General features: G+C 65.0%; 16 protein-coding genes. 10 read left to right on the top strand and 6 right to left on the bottom strand.

Features of this window, described 5'->3' with window-relative positions:
- Window positions 1–9: 9 nt before the first annotated feature.
- The 5 genes from ACN9MB_RS06335 to ACN9MB_RS06315 all read left to right on the top strand — a co-directional run bounded on the left by ACN9MB_RS06335 (window position 10) and on the right by ACN9MB_RS06315 (window position 3,854).
- Complete coding sequence (locus ACN9MB_RS06335; RefSeq protein WP_426271151.1) at window positions 10–324, top strand: hypothetical protein; 315 nt, start codon at window positions 10–12, stop codon at window positions 322–324.
- A 26-nt stretch (window positions 325–350) separates the two neighbouring features.
- A complete protein-coding gene (locus tag ACN9MB_RS06330; protein WP_426271150.1) occupies window positions 351–1,136 on the top strand; it encodes an SDR family oxidoreductase in 786 nt (261 codons plus the stop codon).
- A gap of 166 nt (window positions 1,137–1,302) precedes the next feature.
- Window positions 1,303–2,754: an aldehyde dehydrogenase gene (locus tag ACN9MB_RS06325; RefSeq protein WP_426271149.1), complete on the top strand. Its 1,452-nt coding sequence runs from the start codon at window positions 1,303–1,305 to the stop codon at window positions 2,752–2,754.
- 69 nt (window positions 2,755–2,823) lie between these two features.
- Window positions 2,824–3,438 carry a carbonate dehydratase gene (gene can / locus ACN9MB_RS06320; protein WP_239535539.1) on the top strand — a complete coding sequence of 205 codons (615 nt, stop codon included), beginning with the start codon at window positions 2,824–2,826 and terminating at the stop codon, window positions 3,436–3,438.
- Window positions 3,435–3,854: a RidA family protein gene (locus ACN9MB_RS06315; RefSeq protein ID WP_426271148.1), complete on the top strand. Its 420-nt coding sequence runs from the start codon at window positions 3,435–3,437 to the stop codon at window positions 3,852–3,854. Before can ends, ACN9MB_RS06315 begins: the two co-directional genes overlap by 4 nt.
- A 263-nt stretch (window positions 3,855–4,117) precedes the next feature.
- Here ACN9MB_RS06315 and ACN9MB_RS06310 read toward each other — a convergent pair whose 3' ends face one another.
- From ACN9MB_RS06310 to ACN9MB_RS06295, 4 genes are all read right to left on the bottom strand, one after another.
- Window positions 4,118–4,381 carry a hypothetical protein gene (locus ACN9MB_RS06310; RefSeq protein WP_204635210.1) on the bottom strand — a complete coding sequence of 88 codons (264 nt, stop codon included), beginning with the start codon at window positions 4,379–4,381 and terminating at the stop codon, window positions 4,118–4,120.
- A gap of 189 nt (window positions 4,382–4,570) precedes the next feature.
- A complete protein-coding gene (gene hutG / locus ACN9MB_RS06305) occupies window positions 4,571–5,353 on the bottom strand; it encodes an N-formylglutamate deformylase (RefSeq protein ID WP_426271147.1) in 783 nt (260 codons plus the stop codon).
- 44 nt (window positions 5,354–5,397) lie between these two features.
- A complete protein-coding gene (gene gorA, locus ACN9MB_RS06300; protein WP_426271146.1) occupies window positions 5,398–6,744 on the bottom strand; it encodes a glutathione-disulfide reductase in 1,347 nt (448 codons plus the stop codon).
- A gap of 59 nt (window positions 6,745–6,803) precedes the next feature.
- Window positions 6,804–8,063: an NAD(P)/FAD-dependent oxidoreductase gene (locus ACN9MB_RS06295; protein WP_426271145.1), complete on the bottom strand. Its 1,260-nt coding sequence runs from the start codon at window positions 8,061–8,063 to the stop codon at window positions 6,804–6,806.
- An 80-nt stretch (window positions 8,064–8,143) separates the two neighbouring features.
- Here ACN9MB_RS06295 and ACN9MB_RS06290 point away from each other — a divergent pair, with 80 nt between their 5' ends.
- The 4 genes from ACN9MB_RS06290 (at window position 8,144) to ACN9MB_RS06275 (ending at window position 11,157) form a co-directional block, all read left to right on the top strand.
- Window positions 8,144–9,484, top strand: coding sequence for a hypothetical protein (locus ACN9MB_RS06290; RefSeq protein WP_426271144.1), 1,341 nt, complete (start codon window positions 8,144–8,146; stop codon window positions 9,482–9,484).
- 95 nt (window positions 9,485–9,579) lie between these two features.
- Complete coding sequence (locus tag ACN9MB_RS06285; protein WP_204635205.1) at window positions 9,580–10,146, top strand: C40 family peptidase; 567 nt, start codon at window positions 9,580–9,582, stop codon at window positions 10,144–10,146.
- Between the two features lie 120 nt (window positions 10,147–10,266).
- Entirely contained in the window at window positions 10,267–10,725 is a 459-nt protein-coding gene (locus tag ACN9MB_RS06280) for a MarR family winged helix-turn-helix transcriptional regulator (protein ID WP_426271143.1), read from the top strand.
- Window positions 10,726–10,728: 3 nt separating this feature from the next.
- On the top strand, window positions 10,729–11,157 hold the full coding sequence (locus ACN9MB_RS06275) for an organic hydroperoxide resistance protein (RefSeq protein ID WP_204635203.1): 429 nt from the start codon (window positions 10,729–10,731) through the stop codon (window positions 11,155–11,157).
- Window positions 11,158–11,451: 294 nt separating this feature from the next.
- Here the strand turns inward: ACN9MB_RS06275 and ACN9MB_RS06270 are convergent, their stop codons facing one another.
- On the bottom strand, window positions 11,452–11,937 hold the full coding sequence (locus ACN9MB_RS06270; RefSeq protein ID WP_204635202.1) for an FKBP-type peptidyl-prolyl cis-trans isomerase: 486 nt from the start codon (window positions 11,935–11,937) through the stop codon (window positions 11,452–11,454).
- 48 nt (window positions 11,938–11,985) lie between these two features.
- A complete protein-coding gene (locus ACN9MB_RS06265; RefSeq protein ID WP_426271142.1) occupies window positions 11,986–13,230 on the bottom strand; it encodes an MFS transporter in 1,245 nt (414 codons plus the stop codon).
- 166 nt (window positions 13,231–13,396) lie between these two features.
- On the opposite strand from ACN9MB_RS06265, the gene ACN9MB_RS06260 reads away from it, so the two are divergent.
- A complete protein-coding gene (locus ACN9MB_RS06260; protein WP_426271141.1) occupies window positions 13,397–14,059 on the top strand; it encodes a methyltransferase domain-containing protein in 663 nt (220 codons plus the stop codon).
- Window positions 14,060–14,156 lie beyond the last annotated feature (97 nt).

The raw sequence follows: 14,156 nt of genomic DNA, 5'->3' as shown, positions 1-14,156 counted from the left end.
AGGCACGGCATGCTGCAACTTTATCTTTCGCTCCTTCTCGCTGGCGTCGTCTGCTTCCTGCTGCATTTCGGCTCGCAGTACCTCATTGCGTCGCTGCTGCGCCGCCGGCATCCGAACGAGTGGAAGATCATCGCCGAGGCCGACGGCAAGCCGACCAACGCGATCCGCACCTGGATCCGCCTGCAGCTGGCCCTGCGCTCGCCGGTCCTCCCTGCATTGGAAGACAAAGCCATCACGCGCTGGCGCCTGACTTGGCGCTACAGTCTGTGGGCGGCCTGGCTGTGCTGGTTCGGCGCGCTCGCCGTGCAGTACACCGCCCGCTAGTTCCAAGGCCATTCGAGGAGCGTGCCATGCAGCTGGATTTGAGCGGACGTCACGCGTTGGTATGCGGCGCGTCGCAGGGCATCGGACGCGCCAGCGCCATCGAGCTGGCCGAACTGGGCGCCAGCGTCACCCTGCTCTCCCGCTCGGCCGATGTGCTGAAGACGGTGGCGGATGCACTCCCGCGCAAGCATGGGCAGCAGCATCGCTGGTTTGCGGTGGACATGCTGCAGACCGAACGCCTGCGCGAGGCACTGGCGGATATCGTGGCGGATCATCCGCTGGAAATCCTGATCAACAACACCGGCGGACCGCCGGGCGGCCCCGCGCATGCGGCGACCGAGGAAGCGTTCGAAACGGCGTTCCGCCAGCACCTGCTGGCCGGACAGGTAATGGTGCAGGCGCTGCTGCCGGGCATGCGCGCCAGCAGTTATGGCCGCATCGTCAACGTCATTTCCACCTCGGTGAAGGAACCCATCGCCGGCCTGGGCGTATCCAACACCGTGCGCGGGGCCGTGGCCAGCTGGGCCAAGACGCTTTCCGGCGAACTGGCGGCCGACGGCATCACCGTCAACAACGTGTTGCCCGGCTACACGCGCACCGCACGGCTGGACAGCCTGCTGGCCGCCCAGGAGAGCAGCGGCCGCAGCGCGGACGAGATCGCCAAGGGCATGCTCGCCACCGTGCCCGCGCGCCGTTTCGGCGACGCGGCCGAGGTCGCTGCCGTGATTGCCTTCCTCTGCACGCCGGCTGCCGCATATGTCAACGGGGTCAGCATCGCGGTAGATGGCGGGCGCACTCGTTCGTTGAGTTGATTCCAAGGTTGGCTCGACCCTGTGGGAGCGCACCCTGTGCTCGAATCTTCGTTGCAATGCCGTCGCGCACAGGGTGCGCTCCCACAGAAAGATCACGCCCCCGAGACACTCACGCATACGCCCGCGTCCGGTGCAATTGGCGGCCCCAGGCCTTAAGCTTGCGCAGATGCCTACCTTGCGCCTCGCCAACCTGATCGACGGCCGCCTTCAGGCGCCGCGTCTTGATCGCTGGCTGGACGTGTTCGAGCCGGCCACGGGCCAGGTCTTCGCACACTGTCCCGACTCCACTGCCGATGACGTTGCCGATGCCGTCGCCGCCGCGCACCGCGCCGCCGCAGGCTGGGCCGCCACGCCAGTCGAGCAGCGAGCCAACCTGTTGCACCGCCTGGCCAACCTGGTCGAAGCGCGCATGGACGAGTTCGTGGCGCTGGAATCGCGTGACAGCGGCAAACCGCTGAGCCAGGCGCGCAGCCTCGACATTCCCCGCGCCATTTCCAACCTGCGCTTCTTCGCGGCCGCCATCATGGGCTGGAGCAGCGAATCGCACGCGATGGAAACCGGCGCCATCAACTACACGCTGCGCCAGCCGCTCGGCGTCGTCGGTTGCATCAGTCCGTGGAACCTGCCGCTGTACCTGTTCACCTGGAAAATCGCGCCGGCGCTGGCCGCGGGCAATACGCTGGTGGCCAAGCCTTCGGAGATCACGCCCTGCACGGCGGCGCTGCTCGGCGAACTGAGCATCGAGGCAGGCTTTCCGCCGGGCGTGTTCAACATCGTGCAGGGGCGTGGCCCCAGCGTGGGACAGGCCATCGTGGAGCACACGGCGGTCAAGGCCGTGTCCTTCACTGGCAGCACGCGCACCGGCGCACAGATCGCCGCCGTCGCCGCGCCGCAGTTCAAGAAGGTGTCGCTGGAACTGGGCGGCAAGAACCCCGCCGTAGTGTTCGAAGACGCTGACCTGAGCGACGCCAATCTCGACACCATCGTGCGTTCGGGCTTCGCCAACCAGGGCGAGATCTGCCTGTGCGGTTCGCGCCTGCTGGTCCAGCGATCCATCTACGACAGCTTCCGCGAGCGTTATCTCACCCGCGTGCAAGCGTTGCGCGTGGGCGACCCGAACGAACGCGGCAGCGATCTCGGCGCCCTGGTTTCGCGCGAACACTTCGACAAGGTGATGGGCTGCATCGCCACCGCGCGCGACGAAGGCGGCCGCATCCTCTGCGGCGGCGAGTCGGTGAAGGTGGAAGGCCGTTGCGCCGACGGCTGGTTCATCGCACCCACGGTGATCGAAGGACTGGGCAACGACGCCGCCACCAACCAGCAGGAAATTTTCGGACCGGTGGTCACGCTGATTCCGTTCGACGACGAAGCCGAAGCGCTGGCCATCGCCAACGGCACCGGCTACGGCCTCGCCGCCTCGGTGTGGACGCGCGACCTGTCGCGCGCGCACCGTTTCGGCGCGCAACTGGATTTCGGCATCGTGTGGACCAACTGCTGGCTGCTGCGCGACCTGCGCACGCCCTTTGGCGGCACCAAACAATCGGGTCTCGGTCGCGAGGGCGGTACGGAAGCGCTGCGCTTCTTCACCGAGGCCAAGAACATCTGCATTCGCTATTGAAGTGAGAACGCCATCGTGAAAAGTCCCCTGCAGAATTTGCTCGACAGCAACCGCCAGTGGTCCGCTGCCATGGTCGAACAGGACCCGCGCTTCTTTGAGCGTCTTGCCCAGCAGCAGGCGCCGAAGTATCTGTGGATCGGCTGCTCCGATTCGCGCGTGCCGGCCACGCAGATCGTGGATCTGCCGCCGGGCGACATCTTCGTGCAGCGCAATGTCGCCAACGTGGTGTCGCACACCGACCTCAACTGCCTGAGCACCATCCAGTTCGCGGTCGACGTGCTCAAGGTCGAGCACATTCTAGTGGTGGGACACTACGGTTGCGGCGGCGTGCAGGCAGTGCTCGACGATCGACGTCTGGGCCTGGTCGACAACTGGCTGCGGCATGTCGGCGACGTCGCGCAAAAGCACAAGCAGCTGCTCACCTCGATCGACCTGATGAATCTTCGCAATGCCCGCCTATGCGAACTCAACGCGATGGAACAGGTGGTCAACGTCTGCCACACCACCATGGTGATGGACGCCTGGGAGCGCGGCCAGAAGCTCTCCGTGCACGCGTGGTGCTACAGCCTGTTCGACGGACACGTGAACGACCTGGGCATGCACGTGAGTTCGCGCGAAGGCCTGAAGCCCGCCTACGAGCACGCCATGCAGCGCCTGGGCACGATTCCCGAGTTCAATCGATGAGCGACGTCGTCCGCACCGAGCAGGCACCGGCGCCGGTGGGCGCGTATCCGCATGCGCGGCGCGTGGGCGAGCTGCTGTTCCTGTCCGGTGTCGGGCCACGCATGCCGGGCAACAACGCGATTCCCGGCAACGTGTACGACGATCACGGCACGCTGCTGAGCTACGACATCGAGGCGCAATGCCGGCAGGTGTTCGCCAACGTGCGCGCCGTGCTCGAAGCGAGCGGTGCACGTTGGGAAGACCTGGTGGACGTGACGGTGTTTCTCACCGACATGGCGCGCGATTTCCCCGCGTACAACAAGCTTTATGCGGAATACTTCGCGGGTGTCGACGCCTGTCGCACGACGCTGGGCATCACTGCCCTGCCGACGCCGATCGCCATCGAACTGAAGTGCATCGCTGCATCGAGAGCCTAAAAGCCAGGTGAAGATATTCCTTCTCCGGTCGCCTCCCTCACCGTCATTCCGGCGCAGGCCGGAATCCAGTGGCCCCGGTCTCCGGCTTTCGCGAGGCGCACAGCCAGGACGTGGTACGTCGTCGCGACAAACCGATGTGGTCGCTACTGGATTCCGGCCTGCGCCGGAATGACGATGAGGGGACGGCGGGCGAACGGACAAGATGGCAACGCGCAAAAAAAAGCCCCGGCATGCGAGTGCCGGGGCTTTCTTGCAAATGAAGCTTAGTGACTGGCTTCAGTCTGCGGCAGCGTCGACTTGGCCGTACGCTTGGCGGACTTGCTGCCCTTGGGCTTGGGCTGGCCGTTGTTGTCTTTGTTCTTCTTGTGCTTGTGCGACGAGCTGGCCGCCGGAGCCGGCGTGGCCGACGCAGGTTTGGCGGCAGCGGGTGCAGCAGGCGCAGGCTGCGGGGCTGCGTCCTGAGCCAGGAGGGAACCGGTGAAAGCCATACCCGCTACGAGCAGGGAAGCGATCGCGAACTTGCGCATGATGATGAGCCTCGACGTGAAATGCCTATATCCGTGCCGCCTGCCTGGCTGCTAGCCGGCAACGCGACGGCTAAAACATCGCACGTTTGCCAGCGGCCCGGAACCGGCGTTTTCCCGCAGTCATCCGAGATTTCCGCGCTTCGCGTCTTGACAATGCAAGACCCTAACAATGGTCGTTTTTTTTTGCGCTTACGCCACGCACTGCGCCAGCAGTCGCGCGATGATTTCCTGCACCTGCGCGGCACGTTCCTCCGCATACGCGAAGCTGTCTTCGTCCATGTAGTTGATCTGCGACAGCTCCAGTTGCACGGCCTGGACGCCCGTATCGGGCTGCCCGTAATGCCGCGTGATGTAGCCGCCCTTGAAGCGGCCATTGACCACGAAGCTATAGCGCGACTGGGTTTCCAGCACGTCCTTGAGCTTTTGCTGCAGGGCCGCCGAGCAGCTGGCGCCCTCGGCCGTGCCCAGGTTGAAGTCGGGCAGCTGACCCTCGAACAACATCGGCACGCGGCTGCGGATGGAATGCCCATCCCACAGCACGACGCGACCGTGTTCGGCGCGCAACCGGTCAAGTTCTTGCGATAGAGCGTCGTGGTACGGGCGCCAGTACACGTTTACCCGACGTTGTATTTCTTCCGCCGTCGGTTCAGCTCCATCGAGGTAAAGCGGCTCGCCATCGAAGCCGATGGTGGAGACGAGGCCGGTTTCGCGCTTGCCCGGATACAGCGCATGGCCGTCGGCAGGGCGATTGAGGTCGACCACGTAACGCGAGGCCACGGGGCGAAGTACGCTCGCACCCAGCACCTTGGCCAGCGCTTCGTAGAGCCGCCCCACATGCCAGTCGGTATCGACCGAACGCTGCGCGTCGGGCCGCATGCGCGCGGCGATGTCATCGGGAATATCGCTGCCGTCGTGCGGCAGGCTGATGAGCAGCGGCGCAGTGCCGCGATGAAGCGTGTAAGTGGCAGTCATGCGTGAAGTTTACCGTGGCGCGGGGAAGGCCGACGTTGGCCCGCTCAGTTGATCAACACGAGCTCTTCGGCCGAACTCGGATGGATCGCAATGGTGTCTTCCAGATCCCGCTTGCGCAGGCCCATTTTCAGCGCGACCGCAAAGCCCTGCAGCATTTCGTCCGCGCCCGTGCCGAGCACGTGGATGCCCACCACGCGTTCGTCGTCGCCTTCGGTGACGACCTTCATCAGGGTGGGATGTTTTCGTCCGGCCACGGCCCATTTCATCGGCGTGAATTTCGCGCGGTGGACGTGCACCCGGTCGCCATGGAATTCGCGTGCCTGCGCTTCGGTGAGGCCGACGATCGCCAGCGGCGGTTCGGCAAAGACGACGCTGGGAATATTGTCGTAGTCGAGCCGGCTGTCGGGTTTGCCGCCGAACAGCCGGTCTGCCAGTCGCCTGCCCGCCGCCACCGCGACCGGCGTGAGTTCGGGGCGTTCGGTGACATCGCCGACCGCGAAGATGCCTTCGACGTTGGTGGCCTGCCAGGCGTCGGTGACGATATGGCCGTCTTCGTCCATATTGACGCCGGCGGCATCGAGATCCAGCCGGTCGCTGTTGGGCTCTCGGCCAATCGCCCACAAGACGGCGTCATACGGACCGCAGGGACCATTGACGTCATCGTCGATCATGAGATTTTCGCCATCGCGGTGCAGGCCCGTCACTTTCACCTGGTTGGTGATGCGGATGCCGGCGTCGCACATGTGCTGCTCCAGCGCATCGACCAGTTCCGCATCGAAGCTGGTGAGCATGCGATGGCGCACGTGCAGCGTCACCTCGCTGCCCAGCGCGTTGAGCAGTCCGGCGAATTCGATCGCGATATAGCCGGCGCCGATCACCGCGATGCGCTTGGGCAAGGTGCGCAACGCGAAGATGTCATCGGACACCATGCCCAGATCGAAGCCGGGTATGTCCAGGCGGCGCGGACGACCGCCCGTGGCGATCACGATCTGCGGAGCGCGCAATTCTTCGCCGCAGGAAGTGGCTATCGTGTTGGCGGACACGAACCGTCCCGTTTCGGGGTACACCTGGATGCCGCTTTCCTCCAGGCCCATCGCATATCGGTGCCGGATGCCGTCGATGTAATGCTGGCGCAGCTGGCGGAAATGTTCCCAGTCGAGCGCGCCGGGCGCGGACGCAAAACCATAGTCGACCGCGAGCTGTTGCTCCTGTGCCAGCTGCCCGGCAAACCACAATGCCTTCTTGGGCACGCAACCCACATTGACGCAGGTACCGCCCAGTGCTCCCGGTTCGAGCAAGGCCACGCGGGCGCCATGACGTGCGGCGCGGAATGCGGTTGCCAATCCCCCCGAACCGCCGCCCAACACGATCAGATCGAACGTTTCCGCCATGCCGCTCTCCAGGTTGCTGCATTCAACTTAAGCGAGCCTGCGAGCAGGCCGCGTCAAGATCACACACCGAAACGCGTCGGCGCATAGGGAGTGGGATCGATGGACGGCACATCGCCACGCAGCATCGACGCCACCAGTTCGCCCGTGGCCGCCGACATGCTCACGCCCAGCATGCCGTGCGCCGTGGCCAGCGTGAGATTGGACCAGCGTGAACTCGGGCCGATGATCGGCACCTCGTCCACGCTCATCGGCCGCCAGCCCCACCACTCTTCCCTGAGCTCCGGACCCTCGGGCACATGCAGCCCCTGCGCGGCGCCGCGACGCAGCGCATCGAGACGGGTGCGATTGAGGCCTTCGGCATAACCGGAGAACTCCATCGTGCTGCCCAGTCGGAAACCGCTTTCCCAGGTGGTCACGCATACCGCCGCTTCGCGCAACACCAGCGCATGGCGCGGCGCCAGCGAGGGACGCGAATAGGTAATCGAGTAGCCCTTGCCCGGCTGCATGGGCAACCGCAGGCCCAGCGACTGTGCCACCAGTGGCGACCACGCACCCAATGCCATCACGATGCGCTCGCCGCTGAACACGCCGCGCGTGGTGCGCACATGGTCGATGCGATCGCCCTGCAGGCCGAAACGGTCGATACGGGCGCCCGATTCGATCGCTCCCCCCATCGCCAGCACGCGCTGGGCGAGTTCGGCGGCAAAGCGGTCGGGCCGCAGGCGCGCATCGCCCGGATGGAACAGCCCACCGGCCACGCCAGGTTTCAAGGCGGGCTCGCGCGCTTCCACCTCGTCACCGCGCAGGCGTTCCACCACCACGCCAAGACGATCGAGCACCTGCGCGTGATGGCGCTCGTCGGCCTGGAGTGTCCGTGGATCACGGTAGACGTAAAGCTCGCCTTCTTCGCCGAATTCGCAGTCGAACCGCTCATCGCGCACCAGGCTCGCCAGCAGTCCGCGCGAGCGCTGCAGGATCGCCGAACGCGCCTGCGCCGCGCGCTCGAAGTCGCGCCAGTTGCAGCGCCGGGCAAAGCCCAGCAGCCAGCGCAGGCGCGGGCCGTCGAGGCGCGGATTGAGGTACAGCGGCGCGTCCGCCCGCAGCATCGAGCGCAACGCCACCCCGAGCATGCCCGGCATCGCCAGGGGCGCCGCATGGCTTGGGGTGATCGTTCCACAATTGCCGTGCGAACTGCCGCAGCCCGGGGTACCCTGCTCCAAAATGCGCACGGTAGCTCCGGACTTCAGCAGATAGTAGGCACAGGCCAGGCCGATGACGCCGCCGCCGAGAATCAGCACATCACTGCGTGAAGCATCCATCCGGCTATTGTAGCGTTGCCATGACCCGCTCCTAACCTCGAGGGATGAGTGCGATGGGAACGTCAGAGCAGTCCAGCAGGATGTTGGCCCCATGGCGTTTGGCGACGGTGTTCGCCGCCCTGCTGGCGGTTTGCGCGCCAGGCACGCCGGCCCAGCAGGCACCTCGCACGCCGCCCGCTCCCGCGCCGGCAAAAACGGCGCCCGCCCCGGAGCGCCCGGCCACGGCCTCTTCCGCGACGGCAGTCAATCGCGATCTGTTCGCGGAAACCGCGCATATCAAGAACGACCTCGCGCGCTACATGTACCTGCACGAAGTGATGTTGCAGCTCACCCGGGAAGATCGCCTGATCGACCAGCAACTGCTGGCCACCGTGGAATGCGAGCTGGGCCTGTACGACGAGGCCATCAACAACTTCCCCTTCGACAACCGCGTGCAGACACCGGTGACCTTGCCTGCGCCGATCGACTGGACACCCGCCGACGCTGCCACCGAGATCGCCAAACTGGCCTCGGGCCGGCGCATCGTGATGATCAACGAAGCGCACCACGACGCCCATACGCGCGAACTGACCCTGAGCCTGTTGCCGAAACTGCGCGCCGAAGGCTTCACCTATTTCGCCGCGGAAGCGCTGGTCAACAACGATACGGAACTGATGTCGCGCGGCTACCCCATCGTGACCAGCGGCAGCGAGTACCTGCATGAACCGCTGTATGGGCAGATCATCCGCGAAGCGATCCGACTGGGTTTCAAGGTGGTGGCCTATGAATCGGATGCGGACGCCCTGGCCGATCGCGAGGCGGGCCAGGCGCAGATGCTCTACCGGCAAGTGTTCAAGAACGATCCCAAGGCGCGCTTGTTCGTGCATGCGGGATACGCGCATATCGACAAGGCCGTGGGCAATCTGGGCAAGACCATCAAGCCGATGGCGATGCAATTGAAAGAATTGACCGGCTTCGACCCGCTGTCGATCGATCAGACGCGTTGGCGCGATATCGGGCCGATGCCGAAAACCGATATGTACAACCAGTTGATTGCCGCTTTCCCGGTGGAGCGGCCGTCGGTGCTGATCAGCCGCCAGAACGGCAGCGTGTGGGCGTCCGATCCGGATCGCCACGATATCGACGTGATCCTCCCGCCGTCCGGCCACCAGCGCCGCCCGCACTGGCTGGAGCTGGGCGGCGCCCGGCAGACGCGGGTGATTTCCAGTGACATGTGCCAACGCCAGTTCCCTTGCGTGGTGGAGGCGCGTTTCGCCAACGAGAGCGATGACGCCGTGCCCGCGGACCGTTACGTGCTGCTGGTCGACAACATCATGAATTCGCTGTACCTGTGGCCCGGCGAATACAAATTCACCAGCCGCGACCGGGAAGGGCGCAAGCTCAGCGAGCGTCGCGTCACGGTGGGCAAGCCGGACTCCTGAGCGATGCAGAGCTTACTTCCAGCACTCACTTAGAACTTTCTTCCAACTTATTGATTTGATAACCTCAGGCTCGTCTCAAGCAAAAGGGATACGAGATGCGCCTGACGTTCGCCGAGGCTACCGATCGCCGGCTAGCGATCTGTGCGTGCCGCACGCTGCTGGTGGGTAGCGTGCTTCTGCTGGCGGCCTGCGCCAGCAACAGCCGGCGCCCCGAGCCCACCTACAAGGATTCCCGCTCGTCGCTGGCCAACTTGCCGGCGCGTGCTCCCGCCGGAGCCACCGGCACGGCCAACGACGTGCTGTTCCGGGCCATTGCGCTGGTCGGCACGCCTTACCGCTGGGGTGGCAATACGCCGGATGGCGGCTTCGATTGCAGCGGGCTGGTCGACTACATCTATCGCAACGCGGCCGGCCTGGCCCTGCCCCACAGCTCGCGTGAAATGTCCCAGATGAGCGGCTCGCGCGTGCGCGCCATGACCGACCTGATCAGCGGCGACCTGGTCTTCTTCGGCGGATCGGGCGGCATCAGCCACGTCGGCGTGTACGTGGGCAAAGGTCGGTTCGTGCATGCCCCGAACAGCGGCGGCACGGTGCGGCTGGACGATATCGACGGCCCGTACTGGCGCGATCATTTCGAGTTCGGCAAGCGCCTGCTCGATTAACTGGCGGGGGCATCCCCGGCGCTCCAGAGCCTGCACGGATACCCGTCTTAGGCGCCGCCTATCGCTGCGATCAGAAAATTAAATTGTACACAATTTAATTTTGCACTTAGGATGTGTCTCATGAAACGGCAGCCCACCCCCGACCAGCTCCTGCTCGACCAGCAACTGTGCTTCGCACTGTATGCCGCGTCCCGCTCGGTAACCGGGCTGTACCGGCCGCTGCTGGAGCCGCTGGGCCTGACCTATCCGCAATACCTAGTGATGCTGGTGCTGTGGGAGCAGGACGGGCTCACCGTGCGGGAACTGGGCCAACGCCTGCAACTCGATTCCGGAACGCTCACCCCGCTGCTCAAGCGCCTGCAGAGCGCTGGCCTGATCACCCGTCAGCGCCGCCAGCAGGACGAACGCGAAGTGGACATCCGCCTTACCGACGCCGGCCTCGCCCTTCGCGACAAGGCCAGCGGCATTCCCGAATGTCTCGCCCAGTGCATGCAGCTGCCGTTCGAGCAGATGCAATCGCTGCGCGATGAACTGAAGCGACTCACCCGACAGATCCAACTCTCCCCAAGCGAGGACTGAAGCATGAACATCAGCAAGATTCTCTACACCGCCACCGCCACCGTTCACGGCGGCCGCGAAGGCCACGCCAAGAGCGACGACGGCGTGCTCGACCTGCAGTTGGTCGTGCCCAAGGGCCTGGGTGGCCCGGGCGGCAACGGCAGCAATCCGGAACAGCTGTTTGCCGCGGGTTATGCGGCCTGCTTCGAAGGCGCCGTGCGCTTCGTCGCCCGCCAACAGAACGTGGCCTTGAAGGATGCTTCGGTGACTGCGCAGGTGGGCATCGGTCCGCGCGAACCGACCGGCTTCGGCATCGCGGTCAAGCTGGAAGTGAACCTGCCGGGCATCGACCGCGCGGTGGCGCAGGAACTGGTCGACACCGCCCATCGTGATATCTGCCCGTATTCGCATGCGACGCGTGGCAATGTGGATGTGGAGATTGTGCTGGTTTGATTTGGCCGTCCATTCCGCAGACAACAACGGCACCGCGAGGTGCCGTTGTTGTTTTCAGCTCGTCATTCCGGCGCCGGCCACCTTTGCTGGTCATTCCGGCGCACGCCGGAATCCAGGAGACGCGAGGTGCGGTTTTCGCGATGAACAGATTGCTCTGCCGCCACCCGCGAAAACCGGGTGTGGTCGCTACTGGATTCCGGCGTGCGCCGGAATGACGAGCAAAGAAAAAGCCGCTCCGTGGGGAGCGGCTTTTTTCAAAGGCCCGTTCGCTTCCGGAAAAGGAAGCTCACCGCCTTAGTGCGCTTCCGCACCCGGCGGATGCGCATGCCCGTGCGAAATCTCTTCCTCGGTGCCATCGCGAACTTCATTGATGGTCACGTCGAAATTCAGCGTCTTGCCGGCCATCGGATGATTCAGATCCACGTCGACCGTGGTCATGCCCACCTTCTCCACCACCACCACGCGGTGGCCGCCTTCCTTCAGCGCCAGCACCGTGGTCATGCCCGGCTTCAGCTTGGCAGCCTGCTGGAAGTACTTCTTCGGCACGCGCTGGGTCATGCCTGGCTGGCGCTCGCCGTAGCCCTCGGCGGCGGCCACTTCAACCTGCAGGTTTTCGCCCGCTTCGTGCTCTTCCAGTGCCTTTTCCAGACCCGGGATCAGCTGGCCGTGGCCGAGCAGAACCCACAGCGGTTCGTTGCGGTCGAGGGAGCTCTCGACCTTTTCACCGTCCACCGTCAGCGTGTAGTGGAGCGAGATGACCTTGTCCTTGCCAGCCTTCATTGCGTGTCTCGTGATGGATCAAACCGTGAATTCTAGCAGTCCGGCCGGCTACTCGCCCGTGCCGGGGTGCGCCCTGCCGAAGCGGACGCCACGCGCCTCCGGGCCAACCCAGGCCAACAGGGCCAGCAGGACCGCCACGGCGGCGATCCAGGCCGCCATGGCGAAGGCCAGGCTGTCGCCATGCTGCTTGGCGATCCACAGCTGGGCGTTCGCCGTGACCGCCGCCAGCAGGTTGCCGGTCTGGTAGGCAAAGCCCGGCAGCGTGCCGCGCATGCCTTCGGGCGCCAGTTCGTTGAGATGGGTGGGCACGACGCCCCAGGCGCCCTGCACCATCACCTGGATCAGGAACGCGCCCAGCGCCAGCAATGGCAGCGTGCTGCCGTACATCCACAACGGGATCACCGGGATGGAGAGCGAGGCGGCCAGGATGATGGCCTTGCGCCGGCCGATGCGCTCGGACAACGCGCCGAAGAACAGCCCGCCCACCAGCGCACCGAGATTGAGCATCGCCACCAGCATGAAGGCTGCGCCCGAGCCGGTGGGCAGGTGCAGGCCTTCTTCCTCGAACGTGTGGTACAGGTCTTGCGAGCCGTGACTGAACATGTTGAACGCCATCATCAACAGCATGAGATAGATGGCGAGTTTCCAGTGGCCACGCATGGATTCGAGCAGTCCCTTCTTGTCCTGGGCCGCGCGCTCCTGCTTCCACACTTCCGACTCCGGCACGCTGCGGCGGATGTACAGCACCAGCAAGGCCGGCAAGGCGCCGACCACGAACAGGCCGCGCCAGCCGATGTGATCGACCAGCAGCCAGTTCACCAGCGCGCCCAGGAAGAAGCCGACCGGATAGCCGCTCTGCAACAGGCCGGACACCACGCCGCGTGCCTTGGGCGGAATCGATTCCATCGCCAGCGAAGCGCCGATGCCCCATTCGCCGCCCATCGCCACGCCGAACAGGAAGCGCAACACCAGCAGCATGGTGAGCGAGGTGGAGAACGCCGTGGCCAGCTCGAACACGGAAAACAGGATCACGTCGAGCATCAGGATCGGCCGCCGGCCATAGCGATCAGCCAGCCGTCCAAACAACAGCGCACCCAGCGGCCGCGCCGCCAGCGTGAGCAGCAAACCGAACGCCACTTCCTGATTGCCGACGTGGAATTCCTGCGCCACGCCCACGATCACGAAAGTCAGCAGGAAGTAGTCGAACGCATCCAGCGTCCAGCCCAAGAAACTGGCCAGCACGGTGTGCCGCTGGGTGGTGGTGAGCTCTCTGAAGGGCGCGAACGGCGACATGTACAACTCCATCCAGACCAAAGGGGAACCGCCCGCGCGGCACGCAGGGCGCCAAGCGAACCATCCCCATCGCCACAGCGCAAGAGCGACCATCGCCGGGAGTGGCGCTCGCCGATGTTTGAATGCATGCTCGCCTTCACATCACGCAGCCATGGAGTGGGCTCACATGTCGACCATGGACGCCGCCATGTACCGCATCGCCAACTCCTACGACCACTGGCTCCAGCGCCGCTACGTGAAGGGCAAGCTGGCGGCGGACCCTGCCTATGCAGCCACCGAGGCGCTGATCAAGAACCGGCCGATGCCCCTGCTCGACATTGGCTGCGGCATCGGGTTGCTCGGCCAGTACCTGCATGCGCGCGGCGTGGTGATGCGCTATCTGGGCGTGGACAGCGATCCGCGCAAGATCGAGGCGGGCAACCGTGCGCTGCGCCAGTCGGGTCTGGACGGCCTGCTGCACCTTCGCCAGACCGATGGCACCGCGCAGCAGCCGATCCGCGGCCATGTGGCCCTGCTCGACGTGCTGCACTACCTGCCTCGCGAGGGCCAGCACGCGCTGCTGGAGAACGCCATCGCCCATCTCGCCCCGGGTGGCTTGCTGGTGATCCGCAACGTGCTGCGCGAGCGCAGCTGGCGTTACGCCCTCACCCGCGTCTCGGAGTTCTTCCTCAGCGTCAGTGGCTGGATGCGCGTGGGTGCCCAGCACTACCCCAGCGCCGAGGAACTGCGCGGCCAGCTCGAAGCGGCCGGTCTCACGGTGAACATCCGGCCCCTGCATGGAAAGATGCCGTTCGACAGCTACCTGCTGGTGGCGGAACGCCCGGCCTAGGCCTGGGGAAACGGCGCCACGCCGGGCTTTCCAAGGCCAAATTGGCAAACCCGGCAGGTAATTCTTATTTGCGCTATACTTCGCTGTCACGACCCTT

This window comes from Dyella kyungheensis (genome assembly GCF_049913195.1).
GTDB lineage: Bacteria > Pseudomonadota > Gammaproteobacteria > Xanthomonadales > Rhodanobacteraceae > Dyella > Dyella kyungheensis.
This window is presented reverse-complemented; position numbering and strand designations above follow the sequence as displayed.

What these genes read in the sequence shown, in the direction of transcription:
- ACN9MB_RS06265 (WP_426271142.1), bottom strand. Translation starts at nt 13,230, where the DNA reads ATGTCGCCGTTCGCGCCCTTCAGAGAGCTCACCACCACCCAGCGGCAC.
- hutG (WP_426271147.1), bottom strand. Translation starts at nt 5,353, where the DNA reads ATGACTGCCACTTACACGCTTCATCGCGGCACTGCGCCGCTGCTCATC.
- ACN9MB_RS06315 (WP_426271148.1), top strand. Translation starts at nt 3,435, where the DNA reads ATGAGCGACGTCGTCCGCACCGAGCAGGCACCGGCGCCGGTGGGCGCG.
- ACN9MB_RS06280 (WP_426271143.1), top strand. Translation starts at nt 10,267, where the DNA reads ATGAAACGGCAGCCCACCCCCGACCAGCTCCTGCTCGACCAGCAACTG.
- ACN9MB_RS06330 (WP_426271150.1), top strand. Translation starts at nt 351, where the DNA reads ATGCAGCTGGATTTGAGCGGACGTCACGCGTTGGTATGCGGCGCGTCG.
- ACN9MB_RS06290 (WP_426271144.1), top strand. Translation starts at nt 8,144, where the DNA reads ATGTTGGCCCCATGGCGTTTGGCGACGGTGTTCGCCGCCCTGCTGGCG.
- ACN9MB_RS06270 (WP_204635202.1), bottom strand. Translation starts at nt 11,937, where the DNA reads ATGAAGGCTGGCAAGGACAAGGTCATCTCGCTCCACTACACGCTGACG.
- gorA (WP_426271146.1), bottom strand. Translation starts at nt 6,744, where the DNA reads ATGGCGGAAACGTTCGATCTGATCGTGTTGGGCGGCGGTTCGGGGGGA.
- ACN9MB_RS06260 (WP_426271141.1), top strand. Translation starts at nt 13,397, where the DNA reads ATGTCGACCATGGACGCCGCCATGTACCGCATCGCCAACTCCTACGAC.
- ACN9MB_RS06310 (WP_204635210.1), bottom strand. Translation starts at nt 4,381, where the DNA reads ATGCGCAAGTTCGCGATCGCTTCCCTGCTCGTAGCGGGTATGGCTTTC.
- ACN9MB_RS06295 (WP_426271145.1), bottom strand. Translation starts at nt 8,063, where the DNA reads ATGGATGCTTCACGCAGTGATGTGCTGATTCTCGGCGGCGGCGTCATC.
- ACN9MB_RS06285 (WP_204635205.1), top strand. Translation starts at nt 9,580, where the DNA reads ATGCGCCTGACGTTCGCCGAGGCTACCGATCGCCGGCTAGCGATCTGT.
- ACN9MB_RS06325 (WP_426271149.1), top strand. Translation starts at nt 1,303, where the DNA reads ATGCCTACCTTGCGCCTCGCCAACCTGATCGACGGCCGCCTTCAGGCG.
- can (WP_239535539.1), top strand. Translation starts at nt 2,824, where the DNA reads ATGGTCGAACAGGACCCGCGCTTCTTTGAGCGTCTTGCCCAGCAGCAG.
- ACN9MB_RS06275 (WP_204635203.1), top strand. Translation starts at nt 10,729, where the DNA reads ATGAACATCAGCAAGATTCTCTACACCGCCACCGCCACCGTTCACGGC.
- ACN9MB_RS06335 (WP_426271151.1), top strand. Translation starts at nt 10, where the DNA reads ATGCTGCAACTTTATCTTTCGCTCCTTCTCGCTGGCGTCGTCTGCTTC.